Genomic DNA, 16,819 nt, shown 5'->3' on the forward strand with positions numbered 1-16,819 from the left:
TTCCGGAGCAAAGCCATGCAATCGATCGAATCCAGCGCACTCGAACCGACCCGCGGCGAAATGGCGGGTTTGCCATTGGGGCAGAAGATCATCCGGCTGTTGCCGGTCTACGGGCTGGTGATCCTGACGGCGTTGCTGATCCTTTTGTTTTCAATCCTGCTGCCGAACACCTTTCCGACGTTGCTCAATTTGCGCTCGATCATCTCCGACAAGGCGATCATCGCGCTGTTGTCGCTGGCGGCGATGATCCCGATGGCGTCCGGGCGCATCGACCTGACCGTCGGCTACGGCATCGTGCTGTGGCACATCCTTGCCATCAGCCTGCAGACCATGTTCGGCATTCCTTGGCCACTGGCGGTGTTGATCGTGCTGCTTCTCGGGGCTGCGACCGGATTCCTGAATGGCCTTCTGGTTGAAGTTGCCCGCATCGACTCATTCATCGCCACGCTCGGCACCGGCACGGTGCTCTATGCGCTGGCGCTCTGGCACACAGGCGGCCGGCAGGTGGTCGGTGTTCTGCCCAACGGCTTTTACGCCCTCAATGGCACGATGGTATTCGGGCTGCCTATCACAGGCCTCTATGTGCTGGCGATCGCCGCAGCACTCTGGATCATCCTCGAATATCTGCCGATCGGCCGCTACGTCTATGCCATCGGTGCCAATCCGAAGGCCGCCGCTCTCAACGGCATTCCGGTGCGTCGCTTCGTCATCGGCGCCTTCATCTCCTCGGGTTTCCTGACGGCGCTGACGGGTGTGCTGCTCGCCTCCAAGCTGCGTATCGGCCAAGCCAGCGTCGGGCTGGAATATCTGCTGCCGGCATTGGTCGGCGCCTTTCTCGGCTCGACCACGATCAAGCCCGGGCGCGTCAATGTCTGGGGCACGATGACCGGCGTCATCATTCTCGCCGTCGGCATTTCCGGCATCCAGCAGTTCGGTGGTTCGTTCTTCGTCGAACCGCTGTTCAATGGCGTGACGCTGCTCGTCGCTATCGGCATTGCCGGCTACGCTCAGCGCAAGCGCGGCGCGGCACACAGGGCCAGGATCAAGACTGTCGCGCAATCCTCGAAGTGACAAGCCAAAGCCTCGGGGATCACGACATGAGCGACTATGAGATTCTGGACGATCGGTTCCGAAAGCTGACAATAGGGCATGCCAAGCTCGAACAGCTGTGGACCGGCAGCCGCTGGGCCGAGGGACCTGTCTACGTTCCGGCCGCCAGGCATTTGCTATGGTCGGACATCCCCAACGACCGGCTGCTGCGCTACGACGAAGGCGACGGCTCTGTCAGTGTCTTCGAGACGCATTGCAACAACCAGAACGGACATACGCTCGATCGCGAAGGCAGGGTCGTCGCCTGCGAGCATGGTGGACGCCGCGTCTCGCGCCTCGAACATGATGGCAGTTGGCGGCCCCTTGTCGAGACCGTCGACGGCAAGCGCCTCAATTCGCCGAACGACGTGGTCGTCAAATCCGATGGGACGATCTGGTTCACCGATCCGGTCTACGGCATCGACAGCCACTATGAAGGCAGGATCGCCCGGCCCGAGATCGGCGGATCCCACGTCTACCGGCTCGACGAAACCTCGGGCAAGGTCGGCGCGGTCATCACCGACCTGGTGCAGCCGAACGGACTGGCATTTTCACCAGACGAGAAGATCCTCTACGTGTCGGACACCGGCGCAAGCCATGTCCAGGGCCTGCCGCGCGCGATCAAGGGCTATGATGTTGCCGAAGATGGCTATTCGCCACGCCCGCGCGGTACCCTAGCCGAATGCGAGGCAGGTTTCTTCGACGGATTCCGCGTCGATCGTGATGGCAACATCTGGGCCTCCAGCGCCGATGCGGTTCGGGTCTACGCGCCGGACGGGACGCTGATCGGGCGTATAATGGTTCCCGAAATCGTCTCCAATTTGTGCTTCGGGGGTCCGAAGCGCAACCGCCTCTACATCACTGCCCAGACATCGCTTTATTCCATCTATGTCAACGCGCATCCAGCCGGTCTGGGCCCGGTGGCTGGGCATATCAGCCAGTGACCTGGCGCCCATGCAACCCGCGGACGTCCAGTTCCGGACAGCCAATTTTTGAAACCAAGGGAGGTACCAACGTGCAACGCAGAACATTCCTGAAATCATCCGTCGCCTTGATGGCCATGACAATCGCTGCTCCGGTCCTGTTCGCCGGCCAGGCACGGGCGGATGCGATGGCCGACGCCATGGCTGTAGTCGAAAAATATGCCCAGAAGGTCACGGCCTGGGACGGCCCGACCAGCGGTCCGAAGGCCCAGCCGGGCAAGACGATCGTCGTGCTCGCCGGCGATCTCAAGAACGGCGGCATTCTGGGTGTCACCACCGGCGTCGAGGAAGCAGCCAAGGCGATCGGTTGGGAGGTCAAGGTGATCGACGGCGCTGGCTCGATTGGTGGCCGCACCGCTGCCTTCGGTCAGGCCATGGCGCTGAAGCCGAATGGCATCGTCATCAACGGCTTCGACGCCATCGAGCAGGCGCAGGCGCTGGAACAGGCAAAGGCCGCCGGTATACCGCTGGTCTCTTGGCATGCGGGGCCGGTGATCGGGCCTGATGAAAAGAGTGGCGTCTTCGCCAACGTCTCGACTGACGCCATGCAGGTCTCCACGGCCGCGGCCGACTGGGCCTATGCCGATGCCAAGGGCAAGCCCGGCGTCATCATCTTCACCGATTCGACCTATGCCATCGCCATCGCCAAGGCCGACAAGATGAAGGCGGAGATCGAACGGCTGGGCGGCAAGGTCCTCGAATATGTCGACACGCCGATCGCCGAGACCTCGCAGCGCATGCCGCAGCTCACCACTTCACTGCTACAGAAGTACGGCGATGCTTGGACGCATTCTCTGGCCATCAACGACCTCTATTTCGACTTCATGGGACCCTCGCTTGCGGCTGCCGGCAAGGCCGGCACGGATGCGCCGATCAATGTCGCCGCCGGCGACGGTTCGGAATCGGCCTATCAGCGCATCCGCGCCGGCCAGTTCCAGAAGGTGACGGTTGCCGAACCGCTCAACCTGCAGGGCTGGCAGTTGGTTGACGAACTCAACCGCGCCATCGCCGGCGAGAAATGGTCGGGCTATCTGTCGCCGCTGCATGTGGTGACGGCCGACAATGTCGAGTTCGATGGCGGCCCAAAGAATGCGTTCGACCCCGACAATGGCTACCGCGACGAGTACAAGAAAATCTGGGGCAAATAGGCCTTCCGCCGAGGTGGGCGCATCACCGGTGCGCCCTCAAGCCGCATGTTTTGCAACCCGGGGACCGTCAGACGTTCTCCATCGCAGATATCAGGAACTTCAAAATGATCATCCGCTGCGCTTTCTTCGAAGGTGAAATCCATGCTGGGCGTGAGAGCGAATTCCGGCACTTCGTCAAGGAAAAGCTGGTGCCGCTGTGGACGCAATTTCCCGGGGCGCAAGAGGTTCGCGTCCTGGATGGCACCGCGCGGGACGAGGGTGCTCCCGTCTACGCAATGGCTCTTGCCATTCGCTATCCCGATATGGACACCTGCAACCGGGCGCTTCAGTCCGATGTGAGATTTCAAAGTCGGGATGTGACCGGTGATCTGCTGAAGATGTTTACTGGCCGCGTCCATCACCATGTTTTCGAGGCAAATGAGTATCCAACAGGCTACGGCGACGTCTCGGCCTAGATCTCGCAAACGCCGCGGCACCTACATAGCCAGGACGTTCAAGTTTGAAGCGCCGTTCTGGATGTCCCTGTTGGGCCACGATCATTTCGCTGTTAGCACGCGCAGGGAATCCTTTACTAAGGCGTTGAATTTGCGCCGAGTTTCCGGCAAAAACTCACCTTGTGCGCGGAAAATCGCGAAAATTCGCTGTTTTTCCGCGCCTAACAGGGAAATCGGACAGAGATTGGTTCGCCAGTGACTGCCAGCACCACCATAACCATTGAGTCTATTGATCAAAATATGCGTCGGTCCAAAACGTTTTGGACCCATTGTGGGCCCCAAAAAAAGGGCCGCTGATATGGCCACGCTGCGCATGGTCGGTTGATTTCACTTACTTGACGACGCGCAGGGCCGCTCGCTGCTTCATCGCATCGCGTTTGGCCTCGCGCTCATTGATGGCGCGGGCTATGTCGACAGCCATTCGCTTCTTGTTGGCCTCTCGGACATATTCGTCCGTCACCGTCATGGAAGAATGCCATCGCCTCCATGATAGCGTGCGCTTGGATGTTGCATTCGGCGAGATACGTGCCGAAGGTACGGCGTAGCCCGTGCAGAGTGTACCCCTCCGGAATGCCGGCCTGCTTGTGCCAATGTGCCATCATGCCGGTGAGGCTCTTTTCCGCGAATGGGTGCCCATAGGCATTCTTCAGCACCGTGCCGCCTTTCGAACGATCAAGCGGCGCCAATAAACATCTCGCGCCCGCCGTGATGGTTGCGGTTTTCTTCTGCCGGAAATCGAAGGCCTCGATCACCTCTAGAGCCCCGTCGAACAGTTCGATCTCCTCGAAAACCAAATCGTCCCATTCCAACGAGGCGATATCGCCTCGACGGTTGCCGAGCCAGAACGCGAGCGCGTAGCAGGTGCGGGGCGGGGAGCCAATCGGATGGCGCGCCTCGAACTTTTCCCGAATGGGGACCCGCCACGCGGGATTGGCGGTCGATTAGGAATCCGGACGTGGATCGACAGTGAGGATTCGTTCTGCGGTTTGATCCATTTCTCAATTTCGATCCCCACCCACAAGAGCTTCTTGATTGCGACCAGCAGGTGCTTGGCAACCGTCCTGTGGCGGCAAAGACGCTTTCTATAATCGAACGCAGATGGTCGGCGTCGAGATGTTCGACGGGCGTATCGCGCCAAGTTAGCGGACAGGCAGGATCGACCTGCATCCGAAGGAAGCGTTCAATAAGACGGGCATTCTTCCGCTGCGTCGCTTCGTCAAAGTCCAGCCATTCCATCGTCGCTTCAAGCCGCCGCGCAGCATGACCGAATGTCTTTGGCAACGCCCGACCGGGTAGGTCGATAATAGCTGCCTTGAGGCCCTGGCCTTGCGTCGCCTTTTCGTAGGCAGCCTCGAATTCCGGATCGCCGGGCTGACCTGGGAGGCGGATTTCAGGCATTCCCTTTGCACGATAGCGATAGACTGTCTTTCATGACATCCCCTACGAGTTGCGCGCCGGTTCCAAGGAAACAGGCCTTAATGAGGCCGTACTGGAGATCGGTGCAGTCCTGGAACTCGTCCAAGAATACCTGGCTGTATGTTTCCTCAGCGCGTTCCGCGCGATCACGCTGCCCTCGACGATCGTCTTCGCAAGAGGGATCATGTCCCTGAATGTAATCGACTGGCCCTGGATGCGAGCCGGCCCGACGGAGAAGTCCGCAGCCAGTACGTCCTGCCCGGTGAGCGCGAGGCGGAACTGCTGGATTATGCGGAGCGCGAAGCGATGGAATGTGAAGCTGTCGAAGCGTTCCCCAAGCTGGTGGCCGCACCGGCGCCTTACGCGCGCCTTGGGGTTCGTGCTGGCATCGACCTTGAAGGAGATCGCAAGGATTCGCTTTGGGTATCTGCAGCTTCGCGTCCGCAGGAGAAAGTCGGCGCGTTGCGAGCATCTCCGTCTTGCCGGCTCCCGGTCCGGCAGTGAGCGCTAGGTTGGCTTCGGTCTCTGTTGCTGCCTCTAGGGCATTGGGCTCCAGAACGAACCCGTCCGAAGGTTTCCAATGTTCCGCACGGATCATTCAGGAAGATTTCCCAGCATCGTCCTCACGCGTTCGAGAGCCGATCGAGGAGCTGGCGAAACGGCCGGAGGTGCGCTTTCGCACGCGCTCTTACGAAACGGTGCGCTCGGCCGTCGCATCCGGCTTCGGCATGGCCGTCCTCAACATGCGGCCTATCGGTCGCGCCACCGCCGATGGGGAGGAGATCGTTCGAAGACCAATCCTCGATGACTGCCGCCACCGACGCTGATCGTCGCCGACATGAACAATCGAGTGGGAATGATTCAGGCCCACTCAAACGTCGATTGGCTTTGATGGACCTTCGCATATCGCCCACCCGGATTTCTAGGTACCACCATCAGAGCAATAAGGCTCACGGTGGTGCTTTTTAATGCCCAATGCGATGGAGAAAAGGCAATTTCCTGCCATGAAGCCTTCAATTGTCCTGAGGTATCTTCCAGGAGGCAATTGCTATGTTGTCGGCGTCGCCCTTAAAGCACTGAAAAGAACTATAAGCTGGCTGACCGTGACGGCATCTACGTCCGCGTCATGTCCAGGGGCGCGATCTAGGCAGATACGGCCGAGACGATCGCTCGCGGAGATCCGATGTCGCGCGCTATGGTACCTTCGCTTACCCAAACGGATATGACTCTTGGGATCTGATTCCCCTGCGATAGTCCCGCCAGTCCAGAATGAGGCGGGCTATCTTGATTTCTTGGCTCCAATGACTGAGTACCCGCGCCTTGCCTACAGCATGAAAGCCGTTCGCAAGGCAGGCGACCGGCTGGCAAAACCTATTCAGTTCGGACGAGACATCACTGTCGGCCAGTATGTGGACGCACTCGAAATCTTCTCAATCGCCAATAGCTGGCGCGACTCGCACTTTCTGCCGATGCGCAGCGTTCGGTTCTCTGTCGGTCATCACATAAGAGCCCTGCGACTGGAGGGCGACATGGCATCCCGGCCGAAGCGCATGGCATCCATTCGTCGGAAGCTTCGAGAGTCCACCACCAATTTGGACACCATGAACGACATCGGCGGTTGCCGAGCGATCATGGCCGATATCAAAGGTGTTCGCTCGCTTCTCGCATCGATGCGAGACAAGTTCCCCCATGAGATCCACTCTAGGGAGTTTAACTATATCGATGAGCCGAAGCCGGACGGGTATCGAAGTCACCATATTGTTTTCAAATACCGACCCAGAGATGCCGACACCGAGGCTTTCGACGGACGACGCATCGAGTTGCAAGTTCGTACCAAGCTTCAGCACTCATGGGCAACTGCGGTTGAGGCTGTCGGGCTATTCCGGGGCCAGGATTTGAAGCACGGAGAGGGCGACCAGGATTGGCTTCGCCTTTTCCAGCTTATGTCGGCGGAATTCGCGCACGTTGAGCAGTGCCCCGTTCATGTAAGTGTTCCGGATCACAATGACCGGGTTCGAGAATTGCGGGATCTCAACAAGCGTATAGATGCGATCGGCATACTAGAAAAAATCAAGAATACTACCCGATGCCCAGAAAATTTCGTACATCAAGCGGAAAAAACTCGATTCTATTTGCTTCAATATCGGGAAGATCGTAAACTGACCGTCGAGCCTTTCACGGCACTTATATTAGGCGCACGAAAATTGAAAGAGATCGAGCAAAAAATCGAGCTAAGGGGCAGTGAGATAAAGGCTGTCTTGGTCGAGGTGGATAAGCAAGAAAAGCTTGTGGAAATGTATCCGAATTACTTCGGAGACGTTTCCTTATTTGCTCGTAATCTGAAATCCATCTGCTAGGGAAAAGCGGCTATCCAATACAGTTAGCCTGCACTGGGTCGGCTTAAGCGGCGTCGCTTCCGTATGAAGTAACCCGAGGCGAGGCGTTTGCCGACGATACCATCAGGGCTGCGACCGGCCCACGCATCGTCGTTCATGCCAGGGCTGCGCGTGAATTATGGCGGAAGTCATATTCGGAGAGGTAGCGGTGAAGATGCTTTCTACGCAGGGCCTGATAGGTGCCACGCATGCCACGCTTGAATATGCTGATGCGCCGGGTATTTTGGCAGTGTTTACTCAGCCGCCGGGGCAGGTCATTCCGATCTCGGGGTGACATCGGGCGATCGCAGCAGTCTGGCGAGTGCGGAGCGTTTCGTCGATCTTGCGCACGTGAGCGGGACCGATGACCGTGACAAAGTTCACCGTTTAATCGAGCATGGCCTCGACGGTGGCGACAAAGTCGTCGAGCGAGCGATCCCCGCGAATCTCGATGCGTGGAAGATCGATGGGATCGCAATTAAGGTCCGCCGGCCCGTGTCTGCTGCCGAAGCCGATCCGATAGCCGGACTCCTTGGCCAGTCTGCCGAGCCGTCGGTCGGTGACAGAGAAGGGTGCCGCGAACGCCGAGGTTGGCCGACCGGTCCAACGTTCGATGAACATACGAGAGCGCAGCAGTTCGGCGGCCAAGTCAGAGCTCGACAGACCATCGATCGCGCGATGCGTCGCGAGATGGCTTCCGAAGAACGCACCTTCGGCGGCGAGCCGCCGCACCGTCCCGGCATCCATAAGCTGCGTCGGCGGACCGTTTTCGGCATCCCACTGCGCGCTTTCACCCACCAGGTCAGTCACCAGGAACACTTCCGCGGTCAGGTCGTTCGCGCGCAAGGTTGGCCAGGCTTGGTCGGCAAAATTCTGGAAGCCGTCATCGAAGGTGATGAGCACTGGGCGGCCAGCGAAAGGCTGACGGTTGGCGATGGACCGTTCCAGTTGCTCGGACGTGGTCGCGTGAAAGCCATTGGCGCGCAGCCATGCCATCTGGCTGGCGAATGCGGCGGGCGTTAGCCGAAAACGGGCGAGGGCAGCCGGACCTTCTTCGGCGACGCTGTGGTACATGAGGACAGGGATACGTGGCCGCCGCTCGCTGCGCGCGACGTCGCGGCGCAAGGCCCGCGCCCCGCCCCAGACGATATTTCGGGCGACCCCGAGTCCGATGGGCGCGCGGATCGGCGCATGATCAATCCTCGGTTCCGTCACTACATCGTGCGGTGACAGGCGGCGGAAGCGGTCTATGCGATAGAGCTCGGTCTGGATCGACTGCTCGAGGACGAGACCTTCGGTCGCTGCGAGCGCCTCTGAGATCGCTTGTGCCCCGAATGTGTTCCAGTCGAACCCCGTCCTTTCAACATTGTCACGCAGCACGAATGCGTGGGCGCTGATGAAACTGCCGCCAGGCGCCAACGCCTCTGCGAATTTTTTGGCAATGCGCCGCAACTCGGCGAGATCATCCAGATAGTAGAGCACTTCCGAACAGAAGATCAGATCCATTTCACCCGGCAGCGTGTCTGCGGAGAAATCCAGTACGCCGAATTCGACGTTCGGCTGATCGCTGCATCGCGCGCGGGCCCGTCCCACGGCTATGGCGGAGATGTCGGTTGCGGTCAGATGGCCCACTCGCGGCGCCAGCTGCCGCGTGAAGTGGCCCTCCGCGCAGGCGAGCTCAAGTGCCCGTCCGATGGGACCCGCAGGCAGAATCTCGAGTTGCCGCTCATATTTTTCCTGCTCATAGGACGAACTGTAGTTCCAGGGATCCTCGGTCGTGAAATAGCCATTCCAGAACAACGTGCGATTCTCGTCGTGCCTGGGCCGTGCACGGCGCGGCGCGGCAGAAGGCTCCGCAGGTTCGGCGCTCGACCGGACCAACTCCCGCGCTTGCGCAGCCAATCTCGCGAGTTTGCCGAAATGGCTGTCCGGATCAGGCTCGCGTTCGGCTGTGCCTGACAATGCCCGGGCTGGAAGCGTGTTCGGAGTGTTGGCGCCAGCCTCCTTTTGCGGTACGAAATTCCGGATCAGTTCAATCCAATGATCCCTTGTCACTGTCCCGAGCACGCCGAATTGTACGACGGCCTCGATGTGGCCATCCATCATCAGGTAGGCATAGATTTGGTCGATTCCTTCCGGCAGTTCGGTCGAGGTCGGATTTCGAGCGTCGACGCGGATTCCAAGTGTTCGCGCCAGCCTGCGCGGCGCGCCAAGATCGTCGGCGTCGAGAAGCATTTGCTCAAGCTGATACTGGATGCGGCGAGCCGCTGCGGGATTGTCCCAGACCTTGCCGAGTTCGGTAATCAACTCGGTGATGGCGCGGCCGAACCTTCCCCACCTGGCAGCCAGTTGCGCCGGCACAGACAGGCTTCCCACCGCAAGGCCGTTGATGGCTACCTTGGCGATCTCACTCGCCCACTTGCGTCCGGCCGGAAGCGCGCGCAGGGACTGCGGGTTGATCGAGCCCGAGCCGCCGCCGCAATCCGACGCGGCGTTCCAAAATGCGAACCACGCGAGTGCTTCGGAAGCGGTGCGGCCATCCGCCGAGTTCGCTCCGTTGGCGTGGATAGTCACCGGGTGTTTGACTCTGGAGTCGGCAGAGAAGCCACGGGCGATGACGATTTCCGCGTCGGCCAGCATCTGAGATGAATTGCGGGTGAGCGAGTTGGGGCTAGCCCGGTAGAAGGCGAGCGGCTCGTCGACCATTACCCAATTTCTGCCGAGACGGGCGAGGCGCTGCCACAGATCCCAGTCCTCGCATGTGCGCAGCGACACATCGAAACCGCCCAACTCGACGATTGTCTCCCGGTCGAGCAGCAGCGCGTGGGTGGCGATGGAACACCGGCGGGCAAATGTTTCAAAGGGCTGGATCGCAACCTCTGACGAGATGCTCAACCAGATAAGTTCGCCATCGGGCATCACGCATTGGGAGCCGCAATAGGCGGCCACTGAATCGGGCGCAGCCTCCAGTGCGGCTAGCATTTTCGCGAGGAAGCTGGCGTCTACCCAATCGTGCGCATCCAGAAACATGAGCCAGTGGCCCCGCGCCGTCGAAATCCCGCTATTGCGCGCGCCGGCGGGGCCACGGGCGCAAGAATTCAACGTCCGAAATCGGGAATCTTGTTCCACATAACTGGCAATGATCGCGGGGGTGCGGTCCGCGGAGGCGTCGTCGACGATGATCGCCTCCCAATCCACGATTTCCTGATCGAGGAGGCAATCGAGTGCGCGCGCCAGCGTCACCTCTGCGTTGTACGCAGGAACCACGATTGAAACCAATGGATTATGCGCCATGCCGTCTTACCCACGCCTGGTTCGAAGGTACAAGAGCCCCAAGACATAGCCGGCGATTTCCCCGCCAAAGGAAACGGTCATCGAGGATGCTGCGTCCAAACAGTCTCCCGTAAACTCTTCCGAGCCGTCGCGCCGCCATTTGGCTGCAGTGCGAGCTTGCTCCTGTCGTGCTAGCGACATTAGAAGCCTGGCGCAGCATTTCATCCGTGCCGCCGAGATCGGACGCCGGCTGTCGCAGATGCACGTCAAAACCAAGCATGCCGCATACTCATGTCGATCCCTGAAATCGGCACCATGACCACAAGCTGCGGTCCCTGGCACCTGGCTATGGCAAACTGCCGTCCTTTGCAATCGACGACGCAGCAATGCAAGCCCACTGAAGCTTTGGTTGAATGACTGCCAGCTATTGGGACCTATTGCTCTCTCCTATCGACCGAAACACCTCGATTCCGGGCTGCATTCTTGATCGGCGATTCCTCGTGTAAGAAGAAGATTCTCCTTCTACTGTTGAGATCGCGCCGGAAGCTGATGGTGGCAGTATATAGCGGAGCGAGAGCCAATATGCTGCTCACTGGATCAGCTATTTTAGCAATTTCTAATGAAAACTCATTACTTACGTCTGTCTAAATAGATATACATAATGCCACTGTATCACTCGGCTTCATAGTAGATTTCGCTCGATAACCAATTAGATTAAACGGCTATGGTTGCTATCACAGAGAGGGGTGAGAGCAACACCTAGCGGTACTGGTGCTTTTTCGGCCGGTCCAAGAGGTGTAAAAAGAGCACGCAAATTGGTTTGCGCCAAGAAGATTCCGGCTTGCAGGTCGCGGATTTTGCTGGCATCTTCACCTGTTTATGGGTCTCTGCGCTGTGGCAGGTGGTTCAAATAGAGGGGTATAAGGATGGCCAAGGAATCTTCGAGTACTTCGAGTGCCGTTTCCTCCGCAAACAAAGCGGACGCAAATTTGATTGGTAATGCAGACGGAAGCGGGCTGAACTTCATGGCGGCCCAGGTTCGCGAAAACGGGGGCGCCGGCGACGCCGTAGGTGTCGACAAGATACGCGATCTGCTGTTCGGCAACCAGATGCAGGACTATGACCGCCGTTTTTCCAAGCTTGAAGAACGGGTGTTGCAGCGCTTCAAGGATGTCGAATCCGAAGCCAAGCGCAATCTTGAGATGTACGAGTCAAATGCAAAGAAGCAGATCGATTCGCTCGCGGCGCAATTGCGGAACGAAAAAGACTCACGAGCCGATGCCGACAAGGAGATTGACCGGAATCTTCGCGAGCAAAACCAGGCACTTGAAAAGCAGGTGCGTGCGTTATCGGATCAATTGAGCGCGCTTGAGCGGGACGTTTCGGACCGGATAAATCGAAACGATCATTTGTTGCGTGAGGAAATTAAGCAGAAGAATGAAGGCGTTCAGATGCTGATAGAGAAAATGTTTGCCGATCTCAGCAACGTTAAGACCGACCGAAATCTTTTGGCTGGCCTGTTTGTAGAGGTTGCGAAATGTCTGAATCAGGATCCCGTCGGCAGCAAGGGCAACTCGGATCGTAGCTGGAAAGTGAGTTGATGGGACCTTGACGTCAACCGTCGACCCAATCAGTCTTCCACAAAGAACAGCCTCGAACGATACAGAAATTGATCGCGAGGCTCTGGCTCGTCTTTTGGTCGAAATTGCCCGGAACGTTGATCCGGACTATCGTGCGCGTTTCGACGGAGTTCCAACCGCCGATCCTCGCATGGAAACGCTGCGCCAGTTGCTGGTCAGCCGCGAAATTTCGGAGCTTTCACGAGTTACGCATCTGCTGGACGAACCCGAGCAGCTTGCGGCAGCGGTGGGCGATGTTCTTCCCATTGCGGTCGCGCGAGCGACTCATGCGCAGCTCGGCGAGGCGCTTGCGCCAGCTGTCGAACGGGCTGTGCAACGGTCAATCCAGAAGAGCCCGCGCACGCTGACGGATATATTATACCCGGTGTTTCTGCCGGCAATCCGCAAGTCGATCGGGGAAAAGATCGACCAGACATTTCAGTCACTGAATGAAACTTTAAGACATATATTTACCTGGCATGGGCTCAAGTGGAGATTTGAAGCTTGGAGGACAGGTGCGAGCTTCTCGGAAGTTGTCCTAAAGCATTCTCTTATCTATCGTGTAGAGCATGCCTTTCTCATTAATCGTAATTCCGGGCTTTTGATAGCGCATGTAGCTGCCGACAATGCGACGAGCGAAGATCCCCAGCTGATTTCGTCGATGCTTAGTGCAATTCAAGATTTTGTGAAAGATTCATTCAACGAGAGAGAGCAGAGCGGCCTGGACACTATCCGTTTTGGCGACCTTCGTCTCTGGTCGGAAGTTGGACCGTTTGCGACCCTGGTTTCGGTGATCCGGGGAAATCCGCCAGAGGAATTGCATGAAATAGTTCGCGATGTATTGCTTCGCATCCATGAGGAATGCTCACAGGCTTTAGTAGAGTTTGACGGCGACAGTTCGCAGTTGGCCGGGGTAGAGGCGCAATTGCGGACCTGCGTGGAGCAGAAGCAGGAGGAATCAAACGAGGGATTTCCGTGGCTGGTGGCCGCCGTGGCCCTGCTGTTTTTGATTCTGGCAGGCGGTTGGTTCTTTCTTTCCTGGCAATCCGGGCAGCGCTGGCAGGCTTATGTGTCGCGCTGGCAGGCCTACGTGTCGCGACTGGAGGCCCAGCCGGGCATCATCGTTGCCGAACAACAGGCGCGCGACGGCCAATTCTATATTGCCGGCCTAAGAGACCCGCTTGCCGCCGACCCACAGTCGCTGTTGTCTGGAACGCAGGTCGATCCCGCCCGGGTTCATTCGCAGTGGCAATTCTATCAGAGCCTTCAACCGGAGTTCGTGCTGAAGCGGCTGAAGGCGTCGCTGGCTCCGCCGGATTCAGTACGACTATCAATCGACAATGAGCGCATCGTTGCCGAGGGTGAGGCTCCCGACACCTGGATAGATCGGGCGCGTGCAGCGGCCCGACAGCTTTCGGCAGGCGGACCGGAATTCGACATCTCCAAGGTTCGTGACGTAAGCCCCGAAGTACTCGAGGCGAAGCGCTGGCAGGCCTACGTGTCGCGACTGGAGGCCCAGCCGGGCATCATCGTTGCACAACAAAAAATACGCGATGGCCGATTCTATATTGCCGGCCTGAGAGACCCGCTTGCCGACGACCCGCAGTCGCTGTTGTCTGGAACGCAGGTCGATCCCGCCCGGGTTCATTCACAATGGCAATTTTATCAGAGCCTTGAGCCGGAGTTCGTGTTGAAACGGCTGACGGCGTCGCTGTATCCACCGGATACAGTACGACTTTCGATCGTCAATAATCGCATCATTGCCGAGGGCGAGGCTCCCGACACCTGGATAGATCGGGCGCGCGCAGCGGCCCGACAGCTTTCGGCAGGTGGACCGGAATTCGACATTTCCAAGGTTCGTGATGTGAGCCCCGAAGCACGCGCGGCGGAGCACTGGCAGTATTATGTGTCGCGACTTGAGGCCCAACCGGGAATTGTCGTCGCCCAACAATCGACCAGGGGTGGACATTTCTATATTTCCGGCCTGCGAGACCCGCTTGCCGCCGACCCGCAAGCTCTGCTGTCCGGAACGGAGGTCGATCCTGCCCGCGTTCATTCACAGTGGCAATTCTACCAGAGCCTTGATCCGAAGTTTGTGGTGAAGCGGCTGACGGCGTCGCTGACGCCGCCGAAATCGGTCCGACTTTCGATCATCCAGGGTCGCATCGTTGTCGTGGGCGAGGCTCCTGCCGCCTGGATCGACCGGGCGCAGGCCGCCGCTGAACAACTTTCGGCGGACGGAGTGGTTCTGGATGTCTCGCAACTGCGTGAGCTGGACCTTGCAGAGCTCAATCATTTGAGAGAGTCTATCCAGACGACCGACATTTTCTTCTCTTCCGGCAAAGTTGTGCCGGGACCAGAGCAGACGCCGGTTCTCGACAGATTGGCGGATCAAATAAAGGAATTCGCCCAAAATGCCCGCAAGTCAGGCGTAACTGCGCGGTTCATGTTGACCGGCCATTCGGACACCACGGGCCGTGAGACGGCCAACGCGTCGATCAGCGCCGCCCGTGCCGAGACAGTTCGTGCGCTTCTCAACAAGCGCGGCGTCGCCCCGGAACTGCTGCTGGTTCGGGGCGCGGGCACCTTTGAACCGGCGGTGCCTGAAAATAGTCAGGCTGGTAGCTCCACCAATCGCCGGGTTTCCGTTACGGTAAACTTGGACTAGGTCGGAGCCCAAGATGTTGCAAAAAAAGATCTGTATGTTGGGCGGGTTCTCTGTTGGAAAGACGAGCCTGGTTCGCAGGTTTGTGAAAAGCATCTTTTCAGAGACCTACTTGACCACGGTGGGAGTGAAAATCGACAAAAAGAGTGTCGCACTCCCGGACAAAACAGTGGATCTGATTTTATGGGATTTGGCCGGCGAAGATGATATCGGCTCATTCCGCGTCAGCCATGTGCGAGGTGCGACAGGCCTCGTGCTTGTCGTCGATGGAACCCGCGCCGCTACCCTTACCGCTGCACTCACGCTGCGCGAGCGGGTCGAGGCTGAATTCGGTGCTATGCCGTTCGTACTGCTTTTCAACAAATCAGATCTGGCCGATCGGTGGGTAATACCAGATAGAGAAATTGACGAACTGAGGCAACGCGGATGGCAAGTCTATCTGACAAGTGCGCTCTCGGGTGAGCATGTCGATGATGCGTTTCTTAAACTCGCTTCGATGGTCACCAAATAGACCATGCAAAGATTGCCAAGAGAGGTCGGAAGCTGGATTTACGATTTCTTCTACAACGAGCGTGCTATTGCGTATGTGAAAATTGACGCCCAGCTGCGGACAGCGGCGAAGGGCGGTAACGTTGAACATTACGGGCTCTCATGCCTTCGCATCGGTAAGCCTGTAGCCGACCAGCTTGAATTCATGGAGGGTTTGCTGCCTTGCCCGGAGCTTCCATTTCATATGCCTATGGTCGAACTGCCCAGCGGGCGTGTCGCGGACCTTCATCTTTTTGCTGATGATGACTGCGTGTGGCTGCTCTTTCTTGATGCCACTGCCGAACGCGACAACAAGCAGCGGCTTCAACAGAAGGCTTATGAAATGACTCTTCTGCAAGAGAGGGAGCGCCAACTCAACGAGAAGTTACATTCGGCCAATGAGGCGTTGAGGAAGAGTCAGGAGGGATTGTCGCGTGAATACCAGCGCGCGGAATCCCTGCTCCTCAACATTCTTCCGGCGTCGATCGCGGAGCGGTTGAAAGCGCAAAAGAAAATTGCCGACAACCACGCGGAGGTGAGTGTGCTTTTTGCCGACATCGTCGGTTTTACCGAAAGAGCGCGCAGCGTCGGAGCGGTGACTACGCTCGCTATCTTGAATTACTTCTTCAAGGCGGCGGATAGGCTCTCGGAACGACACGGCTGCGAAAAGATCAAGACTATCGGCGATTGTGTCATGGTGGTCGCTGGCCTGCCCACCGCGCGATCCGATCATGCACGAGCCCTCACGCACTATGCAGTTGAACTGCGCAAGGCGGTCAAGCGCGAACTCTTCGCAGGAGAACCGATAAGGCTGAGAATTGGAATTCACTCGGGACCGATCGTCGCTGGCGTCATAGGCAAAAGGCGGTTCGCCTATGACCTGTGGGGCGAGACCGTTAATCTCGCCTCACGTATTCAAACGTCCGCGGAGCCCGGTGAAATCCGTATCTCCGATGCAACGCGCCAACTGCTTGGGCCAAAATTTGCTTGCGACCCACTTGAGGAAACGGAATTGCGTGGTGCAGGTCGTGTACGAATGTGGCGGCTCCCAGCCTGATTTCCGGTTGACGATCCTGGAGCGCACTGCATCTCAAGCCGCAAATGATCAACGCAAAGATTTGACCCAACTAGAGCGTTTCATATTTTGACGGAAGCGTAGCCTGCGTTTTCGAAGTAGTTCTTGCATTCGGCTGCCTCGATGGTTTCGACGAGGTGGCCGATGTGGCGCC

The 16,819-nt window shown here is 58.2% G+C and carries 14 protein-coding genes and 1 pseudogene; 10 read left to right on the top strand and 5 right to left on the bottom strand.

The annotated features are described in order from the left end of the window. Positions 1-15: 15 nt before the first annotated feature. From NKK51_RS26525 to NKK51_RS26540, 4 genes are all read left to right on the top strand, one after another. Entirely contained in the window at positions 16-1,071 is a 1,056-nt protein-coding gene (locus NKK51_RS26525; RefSeq protein WP_352555091.1) for an ABC transporter permease, read from the top strand. A gap of 26 nt (positions 1,072-1,097) precedes the next feature. Then, a complete protein-coding gene (locus NKK51_RS26530; protein ID WP_352555092.1) occupies positions 1,098-2,033 on the top strand; it encodes an SMP-30/gluconolactonase/LRE family protein in 936 nt (311 codons plus the stop codon). Between the two features lie 71 nt (positions 2,034-2,104). Beyond that, positions 2,105-3,220: an ABC transporter substrate-binding protein gene (locus NKK51_RS26535; RefSeq protein WP_352555093.1), complete on the top strand. Its 1,116-nt coding sequence runs from the start codon at positions 2,105-2,107 to the stop codon at positions 3,218-3,220. A 104-nt stretch (positions 3,221-3,324) separates the two neighbouring features. Further along, a complete protein-coding gene (locus NKK51_RS26540) occupies positions 3,325-3,675 on the top strand; it encodes a hypothetical protein (protein WP_352555094.1) in 351 nt (116 codons plus the stop codon). An 81-nt stretch (positions 3,676-3,756) separates the two neighbouring features. Here NKK51_RS26540 and NKK51_RS26545 read toward each other — a convergent pair whose 3' ends face one another. The 3 genes from NKK51_RS26545 to NKK51_RS26555 all read right to left on the bottom strand — a co-directional run bounded on the left by NKK51_RS26545 (position 3,757) and on the right by NKK51_RS26555 (position 5,631). Beyond that, positions 3,757-4,029 (bottom strand): hypothetical protein, encoded by a 273-nt coding sequence (locus NKK51_RS26545; protein ID WP_352555095.1) that lies wholly within the window; start codon positions 4,027-4,029, stop codon positions 3,757-3,759. Positions 4,030-4,103: 74 nt separating this feature from the next. Continuing rightward, positions 4,104-4,523 carry a tyrosine-type recombinase/integrase gene (locus NKK51_RS26550; protein ID WP_352555096.1) on the bottom strand — a complete coding sequence of 140 codons (420 nt, stop codon included), beginning with the start codon at positions 4,521-4,523 and terminating at the stop codon, positions 4,104-4,106. Positions 4,524-5,154: 631 nt separating this feature from the next. Then, the gene (locus NKK51_RS26555; protein ID WP_352555102.1) at positions 5,155-5,631 is read right to left on the bottom strand and encodes a UvrD-helicase domain-containing protein; all 477 of its coding nucleotides are present in this window, start codon (positions 5,629-5,631) and stop codon (positions 5,155-5,157) included. Between the two features lie 728 nt (positions 5,632-6,359). Between NKK51_RS26555 and NKK51_RS26560 the strand changes: the two genes are divergently transcribed. Further along, a complete protein-coding gene (locus NKK51_RS26560) occupies positions 6,360-7,487 on the top strand; it encodes a RelA/SpoT domain-containing protein (protein ID WP_352555097.1) in 1,128 nt (375 codons plus the stop codon). 23 nt (positions 7,488-7,510) lie between these two features. Here NKK51_RS26560 and NKK51_RS26565 read toward each other — a convergent pair. Next, a pseudogene (locus NKK51_RS26565) lies at positions 7,511-7,734 on the bottom strand (hypothetical protein); the annotation flags it as partial. Here NKK51_RS26565 and NKK51_RS26570 point away from each other — a divergent pair. Beyond that, on the top strand, positions 7,675-7,800 hold the full coding sequence (locus NKK51_RS26570) for a hypothetical protein (protein ID WP_352555103.1): 126 nt from the start codon (positions 7,675-7,677) through the stop codon (positions 7,798-7,800). The pseudogene NKK51_RS26565 and the gene NKK51_RS26570 overlap by 60 nt on opposite strands. A gap of 92 nt (positions 7,801-7,892) precedes the next feature. Here the strand turns inward: NKK51_RS26570 and NKK51_RS26575 are convergent, their stop codons facing one another. Next, entirely contained in the window at positions 7,893-10,799 is a 2,907-nt protein-coding gene (locus tag NKK51_RS26575; RefSeq protein WP_352555098.1) for a trifunctional glycosyltransferase/class I SAM-dependent methyltransferase/polysaccharide deacetylase, read from the bottom strand. A gap of 905 nt (positions 10,800-11,704) precedes the next feature. On the opposite strand from NKK51_RS26575, the gene NKK51_RS26580 reads away from it, so the two are divergent. The 4 genes from NKK51_RS26580 to NKK51_RS26595 are packed head-to-tail and all read left to right on the top strand — an operon-like array spanning position 11,705 to position 16,647. Next, on the top strand, positions 11,705-12,379 hold the full coding sequence (locus tag NKK51_RS26580; protein WP_031212622.1) for a coiled-coil domain-containing protein: 675 nt from the start codon (positions 11,705-11,707) through the stop codon (positions 12,377-12,379). A gap of 7 nt (positions 12,380-12,386) precedes the next feature. Then, positions 12,387-15,065, top strand: coding sequence for an OmpA family protein (locus tag NKK51_RS26585; protein ID WP_352442500.1), 2,679 nt, complete (start codon positions 12,387-12,389; stop codon positions 15,063-15,065). A 13-nt stretch (positions 15,066-15,078) separates the two neighbouring features. After that, positions 15,079-15,573: a Rab family GTPase gene (locus NKK51_RS26590; RefSeq protein WP_023809564.1), complete on the top strand. Its 495-nt coding sequence runs from the start codon at positions 15,079-15,081 to the stop codon at positions 15,571-15,573. 3 nt (positions 15,574-15,576) lie between these two features. Then, positions 15,577-16,647, top strand: a complete 1,071-nt coding sequence (locus tag NKK51_RS26595) for an adenylate/guanylate cyclase domain-containing protein (RefSeq protein WP_023809563.1) — start codon at positions 15,577-15,579, stop codon at positions 16,645-16,647. The last annotated feature ends 172 nt before the right edge of the window (positions 16,648-16,819 follow it).

This window comes from Mesorhizobium sp. M0011, from assembly GCF_040324155.1.
Lineage (GTDB): Bacteria > Pseudomonadota > Alphaproteobacteria > Rhizobiales > Rhizobiaceae > Mesorhizobium.

Coding starts and splice junctions, on each gene's coding strand:
- NKK51_RS26595 (WP_023809563.1), top strand. CDS start 15,577: ATGCAAAGATTGCCAAGAGAGGTCGGAAGCTGGATTTACGATTTCTTC.
- NKK51_RS26580 (WP_031212622.1), top strand. CDS start 11,705: ATGGCCAAGGAATCTTCGAGTACTTCGAGTGCCGTTTCCTCCGCAAAC.
- NKK51_RS26525 (WP_352555091.1), top strand. CDS start 16: ATGCAATCGATCGAATCCAGCGCACTCGAACCGACCCGCGGCGAAATG.
- NKK51_RS26545 (WP_352555095.1), bottom strand. CDS start 4,029: ATGCGCAGCGTGGCCATATCAGCGGCCCTTTTTTTGGGGCCCACAATG.
- NKK51_RS26590 (WP_023809564.1), top strand. CDS start 15,079: ATGTTGCAAAAAAAGATCTGTATGTTGGGCGGGTTCTCTGTTGGAAAG.
- NKK51_RS26575 (WP_352555098.1), bottom strand. CDS start 10,799: ATGGCGCATAATCCATTGGTTTCAATCGTGGTTCCTGCGTACAACGCA.
- NKK51_RS26540 (WP_352555094.1), top strand. CDS start 3,325: ATGATCATCCGCTGCGCTTTCTTCGAAGGTGAAATCCATGCTGGGCGT.
- NKK51_RS26530 (WP_352555092.1), top strand. CDS start 1,098: ATGAGCGACTATGAGATTCTGGACGATCGGTTCCGAAAGCTGACAATA.